Genomic DNA, 22,249 nt, shown 5'->3' on the forward strand with positions numbered 1-22,249 from the left:
TTTTTATGTATAATGTAGGAATGTATGGAGGTTCTTTTAATCCTCTTCATCTTGGGCATGTAAGATGCATAATAGAAGCTGCTAATCAATGTAAAAAACTTTATATTGTTTTGGCTGTTGGAAATAACAGAAATGAAATTGATAAAAAAATAAGATACCGCTGGCTTTATCAATTAACAAAGCATATCGGAAATGTTAAGATTATATTTATAGAAGATAATGCAAAAACGAAAGAAGAATATACAGAAGATTTATGGGAAGCAGATTCCATAAAAATAAAAAATGCTATAGGTGAAAAAATCGATGCAGTATTTTGCGGAGATGATTATAAAGATAAAGATTCTTTTTACACAAGGCACTATAAAGAATCAGAATTAATATTCATAGAAAGAAATGAAATAAGTTCTTCAAAAATTAGAGAAAATGTTTATAAGCATTGGGATTATTTACCTAATATAGTAAAGCCTTATTATACAAAAAAAGTTCTATTATTAGGAAGCGAAAGCACAGGAAAATCCACTCTCACAATTAATCTTGCAAATTATTATAATACCAACTATATAGAAGAAGCAGGCAGAGAATTATCTGAAAAGTCCGGTACTGATTTGCTTATGCTTTCAGAAGATTTTACGGAGATACTTCTTACTCATAAATTAAATGAAATAAAAGCAATAGAAAGCAGTAATAAAATATTATTTGTTGATACTGATGCTATAATCACTAACTTCTATATGCATTTTTTAGAAGATGAAAATATTATAGATAATGAAAGATTAGCAAAGGCTATTATACATATAAATAAATATGATGCTATACTATTTTTAGAGCCTGATGTTGATTTTGTTCAGGACGGCGACAGAAGTGAAATAATAAAGAATAACAGAATTAAATATAGCAACAAAATAAAAGATATACTTCATAATTTAAATATAAAGTATCATTCTATAAATGGAGATTATCAGGAAAGATTCAAAAAGTCTGTTTCTATAATAGATAAATTGTTCTTATGATTAAAATATGTTATTAGTTTGTAATATGATTTTGTATATACTAAAAATTTTTAACTTTGTCATTTTTTTAGTATATACCTATAAAATAATTCGGTACTTTACTTTTATTTGTATTTTAGTATAATAATTTATCAAATATTACTTTAATTATTTATTTATGTTTTAATAATAAAATTATGATTAGGAAAATGTGTAAATGACTTTTGTATATCCGAAACTTTTATTCTTGCTGCTAACTTTGCCTATTATAATATTTGCATATATACAGACAAGAAAGAATCATTCTTATTCTGTAAAGCATCCAAGAGTAAGTATGTCTAAAGTATTAAAATCAAGATATTATGTTAAAGATATACCATTTATGCTTATCATATTGGCACTTGCATTTTCTATCATAGGTTTAGCCCGTCCTGCAAGAGTTTCCCATTTATCAGATATTAATGGAGAAGGTATTTATATATCTCTTGTAGTAGACGTTTCACCTTCTATGATGGCCGAAGATATGATACCTACAAGACTTGAAGCTTCTAAAAAAACTATGATAGACTTCATAAAGAAAAGAAATTTCGATAAAATAAGTTTAGTATCATTTGCTTTGAGAGCTTCCGTACTTTCACCTGCTACATTTGACTATACTTCATTGGAAGAAGAAATAAAAAAAATAGAAATAGATGAAGAAGGCTCCACATCAATAGGACTTGGAATTGCTACTGCTGTTGATATGCTTAGAAGCGTAAAAGAGGATAATGAAAAAATAATAATACTTCTTACAGATGGAGAAAATAACTCCGGAGAAATAGATCCTAAACTAGCTTCTGAAATAGCTTCAAATTTCAATATAAAAATATATACAATAGGTATAGGCGATGCGAATGGCAGTCATGCTTGGGTTACTTATGATGATCCTAGCTATGGTAAAAGAAGAATAAGGGCAGATTTTACCCTAAATGAAGAATCTTTAATAGATATAGCAGCTACTACAGGCGGTAAATATTTCAATGCTAAAAATGCTTCCGCTTTAGATAATGTTTATAATACAATAGACAGATTAGAGAAAAAACCTATATTAGATGATGATCTTATACAATATGATGAATTATACAAGCCATTTATTATAATAGCTTTTCTTTGCTTATGCCTAAGCATCATACTCTCTACAACCAGATTTTTGATAATACCATAGTTTAATATGTATTATAACATTAAAATAATTCTATATACAATAATAATTTAATAAATATTAATAGTTATTTATACTAAATTGTAATAATTCTCAAATATTTACTTGACTATTTATGTTAACTGATATACAATGAAACGATTATATTTTAAAAAGAGGTAAAACTATGGCAGAGATAAAGAATTATTATTTCTCTTCTGAGTCGGTAACAGAAGGCCATCCTGATAAGATCTGCGATGCTGTAAGCGATGCAGTCTTAGACGAATGTTTAAAACAAGATCCTAATTCTAGAGTGGCATGTGAAACTTTAGCAAAAACTGGAATGATCATGATTGCCGGAGAAATCACTACAAAAGCTAGATTGGATTATCAAAAAATCGCTAGAGATACCGTAAGGCGAATAGGATACACAAGCAGCGATATGGGTTTTGACGCTGATACTTGTGCAGTTATGGAGTCTATTGCAGAACAGTCTCCAGATATAGATATGGGAGTTAGTGCCGGAAAAGGATTATTCAATTCTGAATCATCAAATGTTTCTGAAGGTGCAGGCGACCAGGGTATAATGTTCGGTTATGCTATAAATGAAACTGAAACTTTTATGCCTTTAACTATACATTTAGCCCATAGATTGGCAGAACGTTTAACTAAGATTAGAAAAGACAAAGTAGTTGACTATTTAAGACCAGACGGAAAAAGTCAGGTTACTGTTGAATATAAAGACGGTAAAGCTGCAAGAATAGAAGCTGTTGTTATTTCTACCCAGCATGCTGCAGGCGTTGAGCATAAACAAATAGAAGCTGACATTAAAAAATATGTTATTAATGAAATATGTCCGGCTAATATGCTTGATGAAAACACAAAATATTACATTAACCCAACAGGTTCATTCGTAGTTGGCGGACCTATGGGAGACTGCGGATTAACAGGAAGAAAAATCATTGTAGACAGCTACGGCGGACATGGTGCACATGGCGGCGGAGCTTTCTCTGGTAAAGATCCTACAAAAGTAGATAGAAGTGCTTGTTATATGGCTAGATATGTTGCTAAAAACATTGTTGCTTCTGGTATAGCTGACAGAGCATTAGTACAGTTTGCTTATGCTATAGGTGTTCCTGAGCCTTTATCTGTATATGTTAATACTTTCGGTACAGCAAAAGTACATGATGAAGTATTAGCTAATATAGTTTCTAAAGAGCTTGATTTAACTCCTGCAGGCATAATCAAAAGATTAGATCTAAGAAGACCTATCTACGAAAAAACTACTGCTTATGGACATTTCGGCAGAGAGCTTCCAGAGTTCACTTGGGAAAAGACAGATATAAAAGATTTGTTTGCTAATGCTAAATAATTGATTTCAATAAAAATAAAAAAGTTTTAAACATTCAAGGCTTGTTAATATTAAATATTAGCAAGCCTTATTTTTTATTTTTAAAAAACTTAATAATATAAAACACTACTATTTTTAATATTTTAATATATAATACTTTTCACTACAATATTAAAGGCTTATAAAATGATACTTAAAGAACTTACATTACGTTCTTTTAGAAACTACAATGAAAATATATTTGAATTTTCTGATAAAATAAATGTTCTTTACGGACATAATGGATGCGGTAAAACTAATATACTAGAAGCAATATATATGCTTGGAAATGGTGTGTCATTTAGAACCAGACTTGACAGAGAGCTTGTAAAAAATGGAAATGATAATTATTTTTTGAGAGGCATTTTTAGAGAAGATGAGCTTAATTATGATACTAATATAGAAATAGCCTATCAAAAAAAAATAAAAAAAGTATTCATTGATAAAAAAGAAGTATCTTCAAGAAAGGATTTAATAGGAAGGATACTTTATGTTATATTTCTTCCTAATGATACTGATTTGGTTATAGCAGAGCCTAAATTAAGACGCGATTATTTTAACATGCTAATATCAACAATATCATCAGAATATTTGCTTGCATTGATAAAATACAATAAACTTCTTAAAATGAGAAATATTTGCCTTAGTACAAAACCTAATGAAGCATATATTTATAATAGCGACATAGCCAAACTTTCTCTTTATATAGCTAATGAAAATAAAAAATATTCTGCTCTTTTAGAAGAAAAGATGAATGAAATTTATAAAAATATTTTCAATGATGAAAACCCTTATACTATAAAATACCAATCAACTATAGAAGATATTTTAAATGAAAATGAATATATTAAAAAGCTTGAAACTACATTGCATGAACAAATCAGAATGCGTACAACATATTTTGGAATACATAGAGCGGAATATCAATTCTTTTATAAAGATTCATTATCAAAAAAATTCTCATCTCAAGGCGAAAAGAGAATGTTTACTCTTATAATGAAATTGGCAAGCGAAAAAATATTATCAGAATACAGAAAAAAATCCCCTATTTTATTAATTGATGATGCTATGCTTGAACTCGATAATACAAGAAGGGATAATATACTTGAATACATAAAAACATTAGGACAGGTTTTCATAACTGTTACAGAAAAAGAAAAAGTGAAAAACTTTGAAAACGGAAAAGTATTCGATATACCAAATATAAGAATGTAAAAATTATAGAGGAGCTAAAAATGAAATATAAACCTCAGACAAAAGATGAATTAAAAGAATTAGTAAAAGATGAAAATATATATTTAGGTGATATTGATACAAGTTTAATAACTGATATGAGTGCATTATTTTTTAATAATATAAGAAAAGATTTTTCAGGTATAGAAACTTGGGACGTTTCTCATGTAACAAGTATGGGCGGAATGTTCAAAAATGCAGTTAATTTTAATTATAATATAAATGATTGGGATGTATCCAATGTTACAGTTATGTCTGCTATGTTTTGCGGTGCTAAAAGTTTCAATCAGCCTTTAGATAAATGGAATACTTCTAATGTTAAATACATGATGGAGATGTTTAAGAATGCTGAAAGTTTTAATCAAAATATTAATGACTGGAATGTATCTAATGTAGAAAATATGAGCTGTATGTTTCAAGGAGCTGTTAATTTTAATAGTGCTTTATACAAGTGGAATGTGTCTAATGTAAAATATATGTCATTAATGTTTTGTTTTACTAAAAGTTTTAATCAGGATTTAGAATCTTGGAAGTTAGGAGAAAACGTTAATATGAAATACGCTTTTATTGATTCGCCTATAGAAAATAATCCGCCTTCTTGGTATAAAAGTTAAAAATAATTTATAGCGGATTGTAATATACTTTATAAATTGTATATACTGAAATGATTTCATTTTGCCAACTATTCGCCTATACCCATTGGGTACGCTTCGCGGAGGCTTTCCGCACGGTACTGCAAATCATTATGGATAGCAAACTATACGTGCGGCTGATTACTTATTAATATACAAAAGTCAATAATTTATATTACATGTAAAACATATTATAATAACAGAAAATAATATTTTATAACATTTATAAATTATAATTACATTCATAAAAAACTAAAAATTGACAATTTAAAATTGTTTAGGTATATACTAAAAATTTTAGAGTTTGTCAAAAAACACAATTTTAAATTTAGGTTATTTGTGGGGACTAGCCCCCACACCCCCAGTTCTTTTATTGGTATAAAAGAACCAAAAGAACTGCATTTTTATAGGTTATATATTATATTTAATAGGTATATTTTTAATATAAAGTGTAGCAATTAAATTTTCGCGAAGCGTGCCGACGAAGTCCATAGAGTATATACCACTGGAAAAATTGAGATAAAAAATTGAGATAAAAAATTGTTTGAGTAAAATACTATAATTTTAAAATTGAAAAATATATAAAAGAATATAGAATAATAAAAAATGAATAAGGAAATATAATAATGAAATATAAAACTCAGACAAAAGACGAATTAAAAGGATTATTGAAAGATGAAAATATATATTTAGGAAATATTGATACAAGTTTAATTACCGATATGAAATGTTTATTTGCAAATAGCAAGAGAGAAAATTTTGATGGCATAGAAACTTGGGATACTTCTAATGTTACAGATATGTCTGAAATGTTTATGGGAGCTTCTTATTTTAATTCAAACATAAATAATTGGAATGTTTCAAAAGTTACTAATATGTCTGGTATGTTTTCAAGTGCCAAAAAATTTAATCAGCCTTTAAATGATTGGGACGTTTCTAATGTAAAAGATATGGAGTTTATGTTTTCTGAAGCTGAAAGTTTTAATATGCCTATTGATAAATGGAATACTTCTAAAGTATTTACTATGAGCTGTATGTTCTATAAAGCTGTAAATTTCAATCAGACTTTAAATGATTGGGATATATCAAAGGTTGAAAATATTAGCAACATGTTTGAAGGATGTAAAAGTTTTAATCAGGATTTAGATAAATGGGATACTTCAAATGTAAAAAGTATGAATTCTATGTTTTGGAAAGCTAAAAGTTTTAACAAGCCTTTGGATAAATGGAATGTAAGCAATGTCAATACTATGGTTGCTATGTTTTATAATAGCGGTTTTAAAGAATATGATTCTCTTAATACTTGGGAGCTTAATGACAAAGTTATAATTGATAATATTGTTGATGATAGTGCAGTTAGTAGTTTAAGTTTGAAATGGATTTTATATTTATATACTTTTTCTAATATTAATGTTTTAACTGTTTTAGAAAAAAATATAAAAGAAATTTATGAAATAGCATCAAAAAGTAATAATAAAAAAATCAAAGCTGTTAAAACAAGATTAGAAAATCTTTATTATAATGATTTAAAAGAATTTATTAATTATGAATTATTTTGTAATATTGAAAAGTATGAAGAAAGTATTAATAAAAAATTAAAGAAAAAAGACGAGTCAAAAGTTTCTTATATAGAAAATTGTAATGTATTAATAAAAGATAAATCGAGAGAAGTTGATACTAAAGTTATAAAATATATATACTTAAAATATTTAGAATTAAAAAGAGATATTTATCATTTGATTGAAATAGATTCTATTATTAATTTACTTGATAAAGAAAGTTTTTTGACTTTTACTAAAAATATTTATAAAGAAACATACAAGGAAACCACAGCGATTATTTATAGTTTGTATGGCGGTGATGAGGCTTTAAGAGAAATATACAAGAAGGAAAAAGACTCTAAATTCTTCTTAATGATTTTGTCTTCAATAGAAATTACAGAAATTACTAATTATGCTGTAAAATTATTGTATGATATTTATTCAAAAGCTAAAAAACATGAAATACGCAGTTCAGCATTACATTTATTAAAAGAAATATCAAAAGAAAAACATTTATCGCTTGAAGATTTAGAATTGAAATTTACCTCAAATTTCGGATTTGATTTAAAAGGCGAAAAAATTATCAATGATGATTACAAATTGATTTTAAATAGTGATTATTCTGTGAATGTATTTGATATAAAAAATAATAAACTCTTAAAAGCTGTACCTAAAGATTTTACAGAAGCTATAAAAGAAGAAATTAAATACATAAAAAAAGAAATTCCTGATATTATAAAGAAACTTTCTTTAAAATTGTATAAATCATTAATGTATGAAAAGAAATATAATTATAAACTTTTCAAAGAAATATTTATTGATAATCCTTTAATGAATAAATTTTCTTCTTCGCTTATTTGGAATCTATATGATAAAGATAATTTGTTTTTAACTACATTCAGATACGCAGGTGACGGAAGCTATTCAAATTGTGATGATGAAGAAATAAAAATTAATGATGACAGCTTTATAGGTTTAGCAAGCCCTATAGAAATGAATGAAGAAACTATTACAAAATGGAAAAAACAATTAGAAGATTATGAATTACTTCAGCCAATAAATCAATTAAGCATAATAAAATTAGATAAAAATAATTTAGAAAATGAAATAAACAAATTACAAAACATTGAAATAGCTTATGGTACTTTTAAGGCTTTCGGTGATAGGTATTCAATGATTCCTAGTTATATGGATTATGGTACAGTTAAAGAATATAATCTAAAAATAAATAATGGAGACAGTTTTGATATAATCATAGATTCTGAAGATAATATTGATTATAAAGATAAAGTAAAAATAAATATTAAATTCTATAATGAAAATAATGAAAAAGTATCAGAAAGATTTATTTATACTTTATTAATTCTTATGATATGGGATTTTAGATTAACAGATTTATTTTGATTATATAAAATTATAATATAGCTAAACAACTATATTTTGTAAACCGCGAGCTGCGGCACCTTCCCGCACGGCACTGTTTTATCTTATCAAACGCCAACTATACATGCAGCTGATTACTTACAACTATACAAAATAAACAATTTATTTTACATATAAGACAATTATAGTATGATTTACTACTAATTTTATATTTATACTTTCGCTGTAGGTGTACTTTGTCTTGTTCTTTGACTCTGTCCGCTTGTGGCGTGCTACGGGAAAAAGAACAATAAAAAATTGACAAACTTAAAAATTTTCAGTATATACAAATAACTATCTTTTTAAATATTCATCAAAAAGTTTTATTATATCATCTCTTTTCTTTCTTGCCGCCAATCTGTATGCGGTATTTCCATAACTGTTTCTATCAGTAGGACTTGCACCTGCTTTTAAAAGTTCTTCTATTACATTTATAGGAGTACCAATAGTTCTGTATACTTTTTTATTCAAATTACTATCCTGAATAGGAGCTTCATATTCATACATTACCGCTCTTATTAAAACAGTATTTCCATTTCTGTCGCGTGCATTAACATCAGCACCAAGCTCTATAACTTTTTTTATCAATTCAAAATCTAATTGCCTTTTTTCTATCAAATACATAAGAAGTGTTTTTCCGTCATTTGTACTCATAGAATTTATATCAGCACCTAAATTGATATATTCATTTAATATTGCAGTAGAATAAGAACTGTCAAAATTTGTTGATATAGTTTCAGCATTATATATGATAGCTTCATTTAAATTAGTAGCTCCTGCATTTACTAATTCTTTTATTATATCAATATTAGTTGAAGCTGTTAATGGTGATTTTCTCTCAGCACCTTTATAATTTCTATATACTTCTATATATGCCCTAGTATTAACATTAGCACCCTTACCTATTAAATATTTTACAACCTCTAAATGATTACCTTCGCATGCAGATACCAATGCAGGATTAAGATCTTTAGCACCTAAATCAATAAGTTTTTCTACTATATCTAATTGTCCGCCTATGGCAGCATAAGACAATGCAATATTATAATTACTAGCACCGGACTTCATTATATCTTCTGCTATATTCCAATAACCTTCAGCACATGCCACATAAAAAGCAAAATCAAAATCTTTAGCACCAAAATCCAATAATTCCTGAACTATTTCTTCATTTCCAAGCTGAGCCGCATACATTAAAGGACTCATACCATAATTGATATTGTATAAATCTAAGTTAATGCCCTCTCTCAATAATATTTTTACTTTATCTATATCATTATTTTTTATAGATTCCATTAACTCATCATTTTGAGCAAATACTAAAGAAGTATTAAATATTATAAATAATAATGCAATTATTTTTTTCATTATAAAATCCAAGTTATAAAATACCGTTTCTATTATCGGAAATAATGAAACTATACTTATAAAATAAAAAATTTACTGAAATTATAATAAAAATTCTATAATTAGTAAACATAACAGCAATTATAAATATAATATGTATTGATATTTATTTTTATAGGTTTATAATTCAAATATAGGGGTAGAATTAAATATTTAAGAGGTGTAATTTATGGAAATAAGTATTCGTAATAATGCTCCTTATATAAGAAACACTAATAATATAAGAAATAATAACAATAATATCAATAATATTGTTCAGGAAGCAAGCCAAAAAACTCCTATAAGCGAAGTTGGAGTATGTAAAACTTGTGCATCAAGAACATATCAAGACGGTTCTAATGATATAGGCGTATCTTTTAAAACTCCTACTAAAATAGATCCTTCAAGTGCTCCTTCTATGGTAGCATCACATGAACAGGAACATGTTGCCAATAATCAGAGATCAGCAGAAAAAAGCGGCGGAGAAGTAATTTTCCAAAATGTAACATTAACTACTAATATATGCCCTGAATGTAAAAGAGTTTATGTTTCAGGCGGTGTTACAAAAGCAGCAATAGCTAGCCCTTCAAGCAAAGGCAATAATGTAGATACATACGCATAAAACTTTTTATAATATAAAAAATATATAATACCTATTATTTCATAACTATTAATATAATAATTTATAATAGTATATACTGAAAATTTTTAAGTTTGTCAATTTTTTGTTGTTCTTTTTCCCGCCGCAAAAAGAACCAAAAAGTGCAAATATAAAATTAGTATTAAATCATACCAATTATGTTTTACATGTAAGGTAAATTACTAAATTTAAGTCAAAATGCAGCCTTTTTGCTTCTTTGTGGCAACAAAAGAAGTGGGGGTGTGGGGGCTAGTCCCCACAAACAATAAAATTAAAAAAACTAAAATTGACAAAATATAATTGTTTAGGTATACACTGAAAATTTTTAAGTTTGTCAATTTTTTGTTGTTCTTTTTCCCGCCGCAAAAAGAACCAAAAAGTGCAAATATAAAATTAGTATTAAATCATACCAATTATGTTTTACATGTAAGGTAAATTACTAAATTTAAGTCAAAATGCAGCCTTTCGCGAAGCATATCCGAGTTTATCGAGGATATAAGCTTCTTTGTGGCAATACCATACCTGAAGGTACTCCCTTCAGTCACAGGTACTTCCTTCGGTCGCAAAAGAAGTGGAGGTGTTACGAAGTACGCAGAGAGGTAGGGCTAGTCCCCACAAACAATAAAATTAAAAAAACTAAAATTGACAAACTTCAAAAATATATAATCCTCAAAAAAAAATTAGTATTTTAAGTATACTATAACTATATAATTTAATATAATCAAATTTCTATCATTTATATTTTATTTGATTCTATTTTGATATATGATAATTTATTTTAAAGATATTTAACAACTTCATATAGTAATATTAGATCAAGTAATATAAAACAATAAATAATAAATTTTGTAAAAACTTTTATTGATTTTTATTTTTTTAAATATAAAATTGCATATCAAAAAACATTGGAGTATATACCAAAATGAGAGAAATAATCAATTTTAACACCAATTGGAAATTTACTAAAGAATGGAATGATAATATAAAAATTGAAAAATTAAATGGAGAAAATATCACATTGCCTCATACAGTTGCTGAGATACCTCTTCATTATTTCAATGAATCAGATACTTGGCTTGTTTCAGGATATCAAAACATTTTTAAATATGAAAAATCAAAATTAAAAGATAAAAGGATATTAATTAACTTTGAGGGAGCTATGGCTGCTGCTGAAGTATTTATCAATGGAAAAAGTTTCGGAGAGCATAAAGGCGGATATTTACCTTTTGTATACGATATAACAGATGAATTAAAAGACGGTGAAAATATTATAGCTGTAAAACTTGATAGTACAGAAAGAGAAGATATTCCTCCTTTTGGTAATGAAATAGATTATTTATGCTATGGCGGAATATACAGAGAAGTACAAATTATTATTGTTGATAATATATCAATAGAAAATGTTATGCTTACTGGTCTTGCCAATCAAAATATAACAGGAAAAATAAGAATAAGAAACAGCAAAAAAGAAAGCATTAAAGAAACAATAGCTATTAACTTGTATAACAGAGAATATCATATATGTGAAATAAAAAAAGAAGTAACTTTAAAAAAAGGTGAATTATTTACTGATATAAAAATAGATGAGCATATAGATTCTGACAGAATAGAGTTATGGGATATAGATAATCCAAGACTTTATAGATTAGAAGTATCTATTCCTAGCAATGAAGATAGTTTATCTATAAAAATAGGATTCAGAGATGCAAAATTCACTGAAAACGGATTTTACTTAAATGACAGAAGAGTAAAATTAAGAGGATTAAACAGACATCAAAGTTTCCCTTATGTTGGTTATGCTATGCCTGAAAGAATACAAAAGAAAGATGCTGATATATTAAAATTTGATTTAGGACTTAATATAGTACGTTCTTCACACTACCCTGCTTCAAGACATTTTTTAGACAGATGTGATGAAATAGGATTAATGGTATTTGAAGAAATTCCAGGCTGGCAGCATATAGGTGATAAAAAATGGCAGAAAGTTGCTGTGGAAAATGTTAAAGATATGATAGAAAGAGATTTTCATCATACTTCCATTATAATATGGGGTGTAAGAATAAATGAGAGTCAGGATAATCACAGCTTCTATAAAGAAACTAATAAAACAGCTCATGAACTAGATAAAACAAGACAAACAGGCGGAGTAAGATATTTAGTAGGAAGCGAGCTTTTGGAAGATGTATATACAATGAATGATTTTAATTATGACGGTATTGCTGATCCTCTAAGAGCACAAAAATTTGTAACTAAATTAGATAAAAATGTTCCTTATATGATAACAGAATATAACGGACATATGTTCCCTACAAAGATGCAGGACTGTGAAGAAAGATTAATAGAACATACTAAAAGACATTTTGAAATAATCAATGCTGTTGCTATAGATAATCATATTTCAGGTTCTACAGGCTGGTGTGCTTTCGATTATCATACACATTATAATTTCGGTTCAGGAGACAGAATATGCTATCATGGTGTTTATGATATGTTTAGAAATCCTAAACTAGCTGCTTCTGCATATTCATCTCAAATGTGTACAAAAAATGAAATAATATTAGAGCCTATAACTATATACGCTAGAGGCGAAAGAGCTATAGGAGGAATATCACCTTTAATGGTTGCCACTAATTGTGATTATGTAGAAATTTATTACAGAAATGAATTAATGGCAAAAGAATATCCGGCTACAGGAAAATATCAAGGACTAAAACATGCACCTGTTATAATAAAAATTGATGTAAATGTTCCAGGAGTAAGCGATATGGGTTGGGGTGATATGAAATTAATAGGTTATATAGACGGTAAACCTGCTATAGAAAAAAATTATTTGAATAACCCTACTTTCAAAGGTTTGGAAGTTAAAGCAGATGATAATGAAATCAATGCTGTAAGCAGCGGCTCCACTTGGGACTCAACAAGAATAACAGTAAAAGCAGTAGATGCTATAGGAAACAGACTTCCATATATAAATGAAGCTATTACTATAGAAGTAAAAGGCTCAGGAGAATTGATAGGAAATGATAATCCTGTACTTGAAGGAGGTTATTATTCTTTCTGGGTTAAATCCAACAAAACTAAAGGAAGCATAAAAGTTACAGTAAAAAACAAAAGGGTAAAAGAAGAAACAATAGAAATAAAAGTAATATAATAAAATAAAAATTGTGGGCATCTGCTAAGTTTACTTGGCAGACACTCTCAGCGAACAATTTTTATGATAATAACAAAATAAAAATTGTGAGCGTCTGCTAAGTTTACTTGGCAGACACTCTCAGCGAACAATTTTTATGATAATAACAAAATAAAAATTGTGAGCGTCTGCTAAGTTTACTTGGCAGACACTCTCAGCGAACAATTTTTATGATAATAATAAATAAAAAAAGAGTTTGAGATGCAAAATATCAAGCTCTTTTTTTATAAAAATTTATCTTGTTTTATTTTTAATTTATGTTTAATATTAATAGAAATATTAATAATGGGATAAAGTTATGAAAAATGAAGATATAAAAAAATATATGGAAGTCATATATGATTTTTGGTATACTTCTAATAGATTTTATTATCTATGGGCTAAGCAGTACGGTATTACAGATTTAGCTTTATTCAGTTTATTTATAATCTATAATAGCGGAGAATGCGTACAGAACACTATCACAGAAAAACTATCTGTTCCAAAGCAGACTGTATGTTCTATATTGGATAATTTCGAGAAGAAAGGCTATATCAAAAAAAAGATTAACCCAAAAGATAAAAGAAACAGATTAATAAGTTTAACAAAAAAAGGTCTTACATTTGCAGAACCTATATTAAAAGAATTAGAAAAATTAGATATGCAAATGCTTAAATGTCTTACGGAAGATGAAATCAAAAATTATGTAGAGCCTCAGAAAAAACTTATGACATTTATGGAAAATTATTTTAATAATTAAAATATTGAATTTAATTTAATTATTATTATAATTAAGCAATATTAAAAAAGGCGGTTTTATTTTGAAAGTTATACCTTCAGATAGTTTATTAAAAAATAGAAAAGAAAAAGTAAGTGAAAAATTATGTGCTGACTGCAATTCATTATGCTGTCATGATTTGGTTATGGAAATATCTCCGCCTAAAAATGAAAGCGAACTTAATACATTAAAATGGTATTTGCATTTCAGACATTCATTTATATTTATATACGAAAATACTTGGTACCATATGATAAGAAGCGAATGCAGATATTTAGATAAAAAAACATATTTATGCAAAAATTATGAAAACAGAAATGAAATTTGCTCAAAACATAGCCCTCCTAAATGTGAGAGATATGAAGAATGGTACGATGTAATATTTGATGATCAATATGAATTAGAGAAGTATGTATATGAAAATAAAATAATTAAGAAAAAATCTTCCGGCACAAAGAAGAAAGCAGCTAAAAAAACTAAATAATATATTTTAATAAAAGATGAAAAAAAAAGAAATTAAAAAAGTTTGTATAACATATCCGCCTTTTGAATATAATAATGGATATCCATTAATATCTTTAAATAGACAATTTCAATGGTTAAAAAATCCTTCGTATGCCTACCCTATGCTTCCGTCTTATGCTGCTACTTTATTAAAAAATAACGGTATTAATGTTGTGTTTTTGGATACAATAGCATCTAATATTACAACTATAGATTGGTTTAATAATATAGATGATATAGCACCCGACTTAATATTTTTTGAAGTAAAAACTCCTATAATTAATTATATTTGGGATACTATAGAAGCAATAAAAGAAAGATATGAAAATACTTATGTTGTTTTAGCAGGAGATCATGTTACTGCTTTACCTGAAGAAAGTATGGAAAAATCCAAAACTGATTTTGTATTAACAGGCGGTGATTATGATTTTCTTCTTTTAAATTTAGTTAATCATATAAATAATGGGGAAAAATTAGGTAAAGGTATATACTACAGAACTTCTAATGGAAATATAAAAAATACTGGAAAATTTGAACTTGAAGAATCTTTAGACAGACTTCCATTTATAGATAGAAATCTTACAAACTGGAAGTTATATTCAAAAACTAATGAATATTTTAAAAAAACACCAGGCACATCTATAATGTCCGCAAGAGGCTCTTTATATAATAATTATAACAGTAATTCTTCTAATATTCTTTTTGATAAAGTGAGAGTTAGAAACCCAATAAGTGTTATAGATGAAATAGAATATTTGAATAAAAGATATGGAATAAAAGAAGTTTTGGATACAAGTGTTTATTTTCCTACAGGAGAATGGCTTTCATTGTTTTGCGAAACTATGAAAGAAAGAAAACTCCATAAAAAAGTTTATATAGACTGTTATGTTTATCTTGGAGTATTAGAATATCAAGATTATAAAATGATGAAAAAGTCAGGGTTCAAAACAGTTATTTTTAATTTGCCTTCAGGAAATGCTAAAACTATAGAAAAATTAGGTATTACTGATAATACTATAGAAAACATTGTAGAATCCATAAAATTAGCTAAAAAAGCAGGTCTATTCATAGATATAATGATAAAAATAGGTTATCCATGGGAAACAGATGAAGATATAATAAACACATTCAATATCGTAAAAGATTTAATGCTTAATGGATATATTAATTCTATGAATGCTTCTATTTTTGTACCATATCCTGGAACTAAATTATTCAAATATTGCGATGAAAATAATCTTATTAAAACAAAAAATTGGTTTGATTATGATATGAGAAGAAGCATTATGAAATTAGATATGGATGATGATCAAATATTTAGATATATTGAATATTTTTATAATTTATCATTTAATCCTGGATATGTGCTTCAAAAGATAAAAAGTATAAGAGATATTTACGATATAAAATACCATATAAAATCATTTAAAAATGTGCTTTCATACTATTTAAATGATTAAAAAATATGCTTGCATGTAAAATGTTTTAATGATATTCTTTATAAACGGTTTATATACATGCAATAATTATTATTAAGGATTAAAATTACATGAGAAAAATAATAGTTTTTATATTATCTTTTATTTTTATACAAAGTAATCTTTTATTTAATGATGTTGTAAACAGCATAGTAGGTATAGTAGGTTCTATGCCTATTACTTATGAAGATTTTTTAAGCAGAAAAACATTTTTAACATTACAGGCTAGATCTATAGGACAAAAAGTTACTGATGATATGGTTTATAAGGATTTAGTTGAAGAGAGAGTAATGTATTTAAAACTTAAAGAAAATAATTTTGTTATAGAAGAAAATGATGTAAAAAGAAGATTGGAAAGTATTGCAAAACAATATAATATGAATGCAGATCAATTTGCTAAGCAGTTAATGGCTGAAGGAATATCTTATGATGAATATAAGAATTCTATAAAAAAGCAAATAGCTATGGAAAATTTATACGGACTTGTAGTTAACAATACAGAAATTAGCGATAAAGAGGCTGATGAATTTTATAATAATACAAAAGATAAATCCGCATTTGAAGCTGATACTTTAGTAAAACTTTCTTGGATATTCTTCAAAGCTACTACATTTACAGAAAAAGGAGAAAAGCAGGAATTAGCTACTAAAGTAAGAGGTATGGCAGCAAGAGGAAAAGATTTTGCAGAACTTGCTAAGCAATACAGTGAAGATGAAGCTACAAGTAAAAACGGAGGAGATTTAGGATATAATCTTCTTTATGATGCTGGAAAAAGATCATTACCAGCTCAAATAAATGCCGGACTTAATTTAGCTAAAAGAGGATATAAAGTTGGTACTGTAAGCAGCGTGAGAGAATTAGTTGGAAAAGGATTCTATATAGTAAAAATAATGGGAATAGAAAAGGATATGGAAAGCATAAGAACTAGAGTAAAAAACTATTTGAGTGAATCTAAAATGAGAGAATCATTTATAAAATGGCTTGATGAAGAAACTAAAAGAGTATCCGTTCAAATTTACAAATAATTAATATATACTGAAAATTTTTAAGTTTGTCAACTGATGCACTTTATATAGAATTATCAACTTTTTTGCCGCACAAAAAAGTTGCTATATCCTCGACAAGCTCGGATACGCTTTGCGAAAACGCAATTGCTAGAACTTTATATTAAAAATATATGTATTAAATGTATGGTATAACCTAAATTTAGACTAAAAATGCAGTTCTTTTGGTTCTTTTATACCAATAAAAGAACTGGGGGTATGGGGCAAAGCCCCAGATATAAAAACAAAAATATAACTTTACTTTTGACAAAATATAATTGTTTAGGTATATAATAATAAAAAAATAATTGTAAAATAAATTATTATATGTTATTATAAAGAAAATAAAAATGAAGAAAAAATAATATGACAGGGAAAAAGTTTAAACTAAAGAAAACGCTGCTAATAATGCAGTTTTTTATAATCTTAAAAAGATTGGAGATTGACTTTCGGTTGATTTCCAATCTTTTTTTTATTTTAAATAAAAATCTAAAAAAAATTTAGAATTATAGGAAGGTAAAATTTGAAACGTTACTTAATACTTGAAGACGGAAGTCATTATGAAGGAATAGGGTTTGGAGCAGATAATTTCAAAATAGGTGAATTAGTTTTTAATACATCTATGACAGGTTATCAGGAAGTATTATCAGATTTATCTTACTGCGGACAAATTACTGTTATGACTTATCCGCTTATAGGAAATTACGGTATAAACAGGGATGATTTTGAAAGTTTGAATCCTGCAATATTCGGGCTTATAGTAAAAGAAGCCTGTAAAAGTCCTAATAATTTCAGGAATTCACAAACCATAGATGAATTTTTAAAATTAAAAAATATTCCAGCTATAGAAAATATAGATACTAGAGCTATAACAAAGAAAATAAGAGAAATAGGAACTTTAAAAGCAATAATGAGCGATACTATAGAAAATAAAGATGATATAGTAAAAATGCTTAAAGAAACACCATATATGAATGATCATGTAAAAATGGTTTCTACAAAAAATGCTTTTCCTATACCAAATAGAGGAAAGAAAGTTGTATTAATAGATTTCGGAGCAAAACTCGGAATAATAAGAGAATTAAGCAAAAGAAACTGCGATTTAATTGTAGTTCCTTATGATACAGATTTTAAAACTATAATGAGTTTAAATCCTGACGGAATAATGCTTTCAAACGGGCCTGGAAACCCTAAGGATGTTAAAGAATCTATAAATACAATAAAAGAGCTTATAGGTAAAGTTCCAATATTCGGTATATGTTTAGGTCATCAGCTTATAAGTTTGGCATGCGGTGCTGATACTATTAAATTAAAATTCGGACATAGAGGCGGAAATCACCCAGTTAAAGATTTAGAAACAGGAAGAATCAGCATAACAAGTCAGAATCATAGTTATGCAGTAAAAAAAGAAAGTCTATCAAATACAGATTTAATTATGACACATGTATCTTTGAATGACGGAAGCTGTGAGGGAGTGAAACATAAAAGATATCCTGTATTTTCTGTTCAGTATCACCCTGAATCAAGCCCGGGACCTGAAGACAGTAAATATTTATTTGATAATTTTATTGATATGATAAACAACAATTATGGAGAGAAAAATGCCTAAAAGAACAGATATAAAAAAAATATTAGTGATTGGTTCAGGCCCTATTATTATAGGACAGGCTGCAGAATTTGATTATGCCGGTACTCAAGCATGTCAGTCTTTAAGAGAAGAAGGATATGAAGTTGTACTTATAAATTCAAATCCTGCCACAATAATGACTGATGCCGCTATTGCTGATAAAGTATATATAGAACCTATAAATTTAAACTTTGCTAAGAGAATAATATATAAAGAAAGACCTGATGCAATATTGGGTTCTCTTGGAGGACAAACCGGTTTAAATTTGGTTGTTGAACTTGCTGAAAGCGGAATATTAGATGAATATAATGTTGAGATTTTAGGTACAGATTTGAATGCTATAAATTGTGCTGAGGACAGAGAACTTTTTAAAAATCTCATGAATGAAATCAATGAACCTGTGCCTGAAAGTATAATAGTACATAGTGTTGAAGAAGCAATAGAATTTGCAAACAAAATAGGTTATCACTTGGTCGTTCGTCCTGCATATACATTAGGCGGAACAGGAGGCGGATTTGCACGCAATGAAAAAGAATTAATTGAAATATGCGAAACAGGTTTAAAAATAAGTCCGGTACATGAATGTTTGGTTGAAAAAAGTATTGCCGGATATAAAGAAATAGAATATGAAGTAATAAGAGATAATAATGATAATGCTATTGTTGTATGTAATATGGAGAATGTTGATCCTGTTGGAATACATACAGGAGACAGTATAGTAGTTGCTCCTTGTCAGACTTTAAGCGATACTGAAAATCAAATGCTTAGAAATGTAAGTCTTAAAATAATAAGAGCTTTAAAAATATGCGGAGGCTGTAATGTACAATTAGCTTTAGACCCTGACAGTTTTAAATATTATATAATAGAAGTTAATCCTAGAGTATCACGTTCAAGTGCTTTGGCAAGTAAGGCTACAGGCTACCCTATTGCAAAAATAAGTGCCAAAATAGCTGTTGGTATGACTTTAGATGAAATACTTAATCCTATCACTAAAAAAAGTTTTGCATGTTTTGAGCCTTCCATTGATTATGTAGTTACAAAATTCCCAAGACTTCCATTCGATAAATTCCCTAATGCTGACAGACAATTAGGCACACAGATGAAAGCTACAGGCGAAGTTATGAGTATAGGAAGAAATTTTGAAGAATCATTTTTGAAAGCTGTTCGTTCTCTTGAAATAAAATGCGATCATATAATTCATAATGATGTTTCAGAATATACAACTAAAAAATTATGGGAGCGTATAGAATTAAGAGATGATTTAAGAATATTTATTATAGCTGAACTTATAAGACGTAAAGAAGATATAAATGATATAATAGAAATTACTCATATAGATAAATTCTTCTTAGACAAAATAAAAAACATAATAATATTAGAAGAAAAATTATATAAAAATAAAATGGATATAGATGTTTTAAGAGAATGCAAAGAGAGAGGATTTTCTGACAGTTATATATCTAAAGTTTGGGAAGCTGAAGAAATTGATATATACAAATTAAGACATGAAAATAATATAATACCTGTATATAAAATGGTTGATACTTGCGCAGGAGAATTTGAAAGCGAAACTCCTTATTTCTACTCTACTTATGAAAATGAAAATGAATCTTTTAAAAGCGGAAAAGAAAGCATAATAGTATTAGGTTCTGGCCCTATAAGAATTGGGCAAGGTGTGGAGTTTGATTATTCTACAGTTCATTCAGTTATGACTATAAGAGAGGCCGGATATGAAGCTATAGTAATAAATAATAATCCTGAAACTGTATCTACTGATTTTTCTATATCCGATAAACTTTATTTTGAACCATTAACTATAGAAGATGTTATGCATATAATAGAACTTGAAAAGCCTAAAGGAGTTATAGTACAATTCGGAGGACAAACTGCAATAAATTTAGCTGAAAAATTAGTTATGCATGGAGTAAATATACTTGGCACTTCTTTGGAAAATATCAATAAAGCAGAAGACAGACATGAATTTGAAGAGATGTTAAAAACTCTTAATATACCTCAGCCTAAAGGCGAAACTGCCATAACAGTTGAAGAGGCTTTAGTAATAGCAAATGATATAGGATATCCTGTTCTAGTTCGTCCTAGTTATGTACTTGGAGGAAGAGCTATGGAGATAGTGGATAATGATGCATCTTTGAAAGTTTATATGGAAACTGCTGTAAAAGAAGTAAGCAATAAAGCTCCTATACTCATTGACAAATATGTTATAGGTAAGGAAATAGAAATTGATGCTATTGCTGACAGTGAAAATAATGTATTTATTCCGGGCATTATGGAGCATATAGAAAGAGCAGGAATTCACTCCGGAGATTCTATAAGCGTATACCCTACTCAAACAATATCAAACAAAGTAAAAGAAACTATCATTGATTATGCAAAAAGAATAGGAATAGGATTTAATTTCATAGGGCTTTACAATATACAATTTATAGTTGATAAAAAAGACAATGTTTATGTGCTTGAAGTAAATCCTAGAAGCAGCCGAACAGTACCTTTCTTAAGCAAAATAACTAATGTTCCAATGGCTAATGTTGCCACTATGTGCATACTTGGTAAATCATTAAAAGAACAAGGATACAATAATTTATATAAAGAAGAATCTGATAAAGTATTTGTTAAAGCTCCTGTATTTTCTTTCTCCAAATTAAGAAAAGTTGATACAATACTTGGCCCTGAAATGAAAAGTACAGGCGAGGCATTAGGTTTTGATATTAATTTTGAAAAGGCATTGTACAAAGCATTAATAGCGAGCGGATTAAGAATACCTTTACAAGGAAATGTACTTCTCACTATTTCGGATAATCATAAAAATGAAATACTTGATTTGGCAAAAAGATTTTCTAATATAGGCTACGGAATATATGCTACAAAAGGAACTGCTAATTTCTTGAGAGAAAAAGGACTTTATGTTAAAGAAGTATCAAAAATTTACGAAGAAGGTTTAGAAAATATAATAGATACAATAAGACTAGGCAAAGTTGATTATGTTATAAATACAATAGAAAGCAATAGCCAAACACATTCAGACAGTTTGGAATTAAGAAGAGCTTCTGCTGAAAATAATATATCTTGTATTACATCATTAGATACAGCTTATGCTTTGCTTAAAGTTATAGAATCTATGAATTTCACTATAATGGATTTATCTAATATTTAAAAAATCAAAAACTATGTATTTGTTATTATATTTATATCAAATACATAGTTTTAAAAATTTATTTT

General features: G+C 27.6%; 15 protein-coding genes. 14 read left to right on the plus strand and 1 reads right to left on the minus strand.

The window, feature by feature from the left end; all coding sequences use genetic code 11:
* Positions 1 to 5: 5 nt before the first annotated feature.
* The 6 genes from Q0K19_RS00620 (at position 6) to Q0K19_RS00645 (ending at position 8,369) form a co-directional block, all read left to right on the plus strand.
* Positions 6 to 1,010, plus strand: coding sequence for an AAA family ATPase (locus Q0K19_RS00620; protein ID WP_297244660.1), 1,005 nt, complete (start codon positions 6 to 8; stop codon positions 1,008 to 1,010).
* A gap of 196 nt (positions 1,011 to 1,206) precedes the next feature.
* Positions 1,207 to 2,193: a VWA domain-containing protein gene (locus tag Q0K19_RS00625; RefSeq protein WP_297244662.1), complete on the plus strand. Its 987-nt coding sequence runs from the start codon at positions 1,207 to 1,209 to the stop codon at positions 2,191 to 2,193.
* Between the two features lie 163 nt (positions 2,194 to 2,356).
* Entirely contained in the window at positions 2,357 to 3,541 is a 1,185-nt protein-coding gene (gene metK / locus Q0K19_RS00630; protein ID WP_297244665.1) for a methionine adenosyltransferase, read from the plus strand.
* A 165-nt stretch (positions 3,542 to 3,706) separates the two neighbouring features.
* A complete protein-coding gene (locus Q0K19_RS00635; RefSeq protein ID WP_297244667.1) occupies positions 3,707 to 4,774 on the plus strand; it encodes a DNA replication/repair protein RecF in 1,068 nt (355 codons plus the stop codon).
* 20 nt (positions 4,775 to 4,794) lie between these two features.
* The gene (locus Q0K19_RS00640; RefSeq protein ID WP_297244669.1) at positions 4,795 to 5,406 is read left to right on the plus strand and encodes a BspA family leucine-rich repeat surface protein; all 612 of its coding nucleotides are present in this window, start codon (positions 4,795 to 4,797) and stop codon (positions 5,404 to 5,406) included.
* A 641-nt stretch (positions 5,407 to 6,047) separates the two neighbouring features.
* A complete protein-coding gene (locus Q0K19_RS00645; protein ID WP_297244766.1) occupies positions 6,048 to 8,369 on the plus strand; it encodes a BspA family leucine-rich repeat surface protein in 2,322 nt (773 codons plus the stop codon).
* Between the two features lie 312 nt (positions 8,370 to 8,681).
* Here Q0K19_RS00645 and Q0K19_RS00650 read toward each other — a convergent pair whose 3' ends face one another.
* Positions 8,682 to 9,755, minus strand: coding sequence for an ankyrin repeat domain-containing protein (locus tag Q0K19_RS00650; protein ID WP_297244671.1), 1,074 nt, complete (start codon positions 9,753 to 9,755; stop codon positions 8,682 to 8,684).
* 208 nt (positions 9,756 to 9,963) lie between these two features.
* On the opposite strand from Q0K19_RS00650, the gene Q0K19_RS00655 reads away from it, so the two are divergent.
* The 8 genes from Q0K19_RS00655 to carB all read left to right on the plus strand — a co-directional run bounded on the left by Q0K19_RS00655 (position 9,964) and on the right by carB (position 22,184).
* Entirely contained in the window at positions 9,964 to 10,395 is a 432-nt protein-coding gene (locus Q0K19_RS00655) for a hypothetical protein (RefSeq protein WP_014488681.1), read from the plus strand.
* A 940-nt stretch (positions 10,396 to 11,335) separates the two neighbouring features.
* Positions 11,336 to 13,564: a glycoside hydrolase family 2 protein gene (locus tag Q0K19_RS00660; protein WP_297244675.1), complete on the plus strand. Its 2,229-nt coding sequence runs from the start codon at positions 11,336 to 11,338 to the stop codon at positions 13,562 to 13,564.
* Positions 13,565 to 13,901: 337 nt separating this feature from the next.
* A complete protein-coding gene (locus tag Q0K19_RS00665; protein ID WP_048593604.1) occupies positions 13,902 to 14,342 on the plus strand; it encodes a MarR family transcriptional regulator in 441 nt (146 codons plus the stop codon).
* 61 nt (positions 14,343 to 14,403) lie between these two features.
* A complete protein-coding gene (locus tag Q0K19_RS00670; RefSeq protein WP_297244681.1) occupies positions 14,404 to 14,844 on the plus strand; it encodes a YkgJ family cysteine cluster protein in 441 nt (146 codons plus the stop codon).
* Between the two features lie 16 nt (positions 14,845 to 14,860).
* Positions 14,861 to 16,324 carry a radical SAM protein gene (locus Q0K19_RS00675; RefSeq protein WP_297244683.1) on the plus strand — a complete coding sequence of 488 codons (1,464 nt, stop codon included), beginning with the start codon at positions 14,861 to 14,863 and terminating at the stop codon, positions 16,322 to 16,324.
* 89 nt (positions 16,325 to 16,413) lie between these two features.
* On the plus strand, positions 16,414 to 17,367 hold the full coding sequence (locus tag Q0K19_RS00680; protein ID WP_297244685.1) for a peptidylprolyl isomerase: 954 nt from the start codon (positions 16,414 to 16,416) through the stop codon (positions 17,365 to 17,367).
* A gap of 541 nt (positions 17,368 to 17,908) precedes the next feature.
* Positions 17,909 to 18,994: a glutamine-hydrolyzing carbamoyl-phosphate synthase small subunit gene (gene carA / locus Q0K19_RS00685; RefSeq protein WP_297244687.1), complete on the plus strand. Its 1,086-nt coding sequence runs from the start codon at positions 17,909 to 17,911 to the stop codon at positions 18,992 to 18,994.
* Positions 18,987 to 22,184 (plus strand): carbamoyl-phosphate synthase large subunit, encoded by a 3,198-nt coding sequence (gene carB, locus Q0K19_RS00690; protein ID WP_297244689.1) that lies wholly within the window; start codon positions 18,987 to 18,989, stop codon positions 22,182 to 22,184. Before carA ends, carB begins: the two co-directional genes overlap by 8 nt.
* The last annotated feature ends 65 nt before the right edge of the window (positions 22,185 to 22,249 follow it).

Source organism: uncultured Brachyspira sp., from assembly GCF_944393015.1.
Classification (GTDB): Bacteria; Spirochaetota; Brachyspiria; order Brachyspirales; family Brachyspiraceae; genus Brachyspira.